The organism is Aquabacterium sp. UBA2148, from assembly GCF_002328915.1.
Taxonomy (GTDB): Bacteria; Pseudomonadota; Gammaproteobacteria; order Burkholderiales; family Burkholderiaceae_C; genus Aquabacterium; species Aquabacterium parvum.
Genome location: NZ_DCXA01000271.1, coordinates 18,831 through 19,888 on the forward strand (window position 1 = coordinate 18,831; position 1,058 = coordinate 19,888).

Below are 1,058 nucleotides of genomic sequence, written 5' to 3' on the forward strand. Positions count from 1 at the left end.
GTGCTGTTCAAGTCGGCGGCTCGCGTGGTGGGGCCCAACGCCATCGGCATCATGCTCACGGGCATGGGCGCCGACGGTGCCAAGGCCATGCGCGAGATGAAGGACGCAGGCGCTTATTGCGTGGCCCAGGACGAGGCCAGCTGCGTGGTTTTCGGCATGCCCCGTGAAGCCATCAACGCCGGCGCCGTGCAAGAGGTGTTGCCCCTGGGCAAGATCTCGGGCCACGTGCTCGACCACTTGCGAGCCACCGTGGGCCAGGCACTCAGCCGGGTCTGAAGCGAGCGAGGCAACTGGCCCGCGCCGTCAAGGCCGGCCGACAAACAGCATCACCGTCGGGCCGATGCGCGGGCTGTGCAGCAGTGCCGCGTAGATCGGCCCGATCGCCGTGTCGGCGCCCAGGTACAGGCTCATGCCTTGGCGGTGAACCCCTGCGGCGTACGCATCTCGGCGGTCCCATGCGCGGCCGCTCTCCAGGCTGACGCCCATGAAGGTGCCACTGGTGAGCGGCGATGGCACGAGCTTGACCTGGTAGCCGATGCGCGCCAGCGCCACCTGCTGACCGCTGACCTGGAAGGGCCCGTAGCCCGAGAGCTGCTGAAAGCCACCCAGGCCATTGCGAGGCACCAGCGACTCCACGCCGTCAGACAGGTTGAAGCGCCCCAAGGCGCTGAAAGTGTGCACGCCCCATGACGTGGCCCACTGGCCCTGAAGGTCAACCCGGCGGATGAACCCGTCCTGGAAGCGGTGGTCGCGGCTGTCGCGGTGCCCTTGCATCCACTGCCCTTCGACGCGCCAACCCCGCATGGGGAAGAAAGCGTGGTCGAGCTGATCGAAGATCACCTTCAGTCGCAGGCCGCGCTCGTACCAGCGCTCGGTCTGCGCCGGGCGAACACCGCGCAGCGCCTCCAGGCGGCTGCTCACGAGCGTGGGGTCGTCGTGCCAGGCCTCGTTGACCACACCCAGGCGGATCTCGCCCAGCTCGCGCCAGTTCATGCCCAGGTCCAGGTTGGCGCCGATGATGCGGCGGTTGACCTCGGCATCGGGGGTCTCTTCGGGCA

The 1,058-nt window shown here is 68.3% G+C and carries 1 protein-coding gene and 1 pseudogene; one reads left to right on the forward strand and one right to left on the reverse strand.

The genetic code is table 11. From position 1 onward, the window contains the following. Positions 1-276, forward strand: a 276-nt coding sequence (locus tag B2W70_RS15255; protein ID WP_286746947.1) for a CheB methylesterase domain-containing protein, incomplete at its 5' end; no start/stop codon positions are given. Between the two features lie 27 nt (positions 277-303). Here the strand turns inward: B2W70_RS15255 and B2W70_RS15260 are convergent. Further along, a pseudogene (locus B2W70_RS15260) lies at positions 304-1,058 on the reverse strand (patatin); the annotation flags it as partial.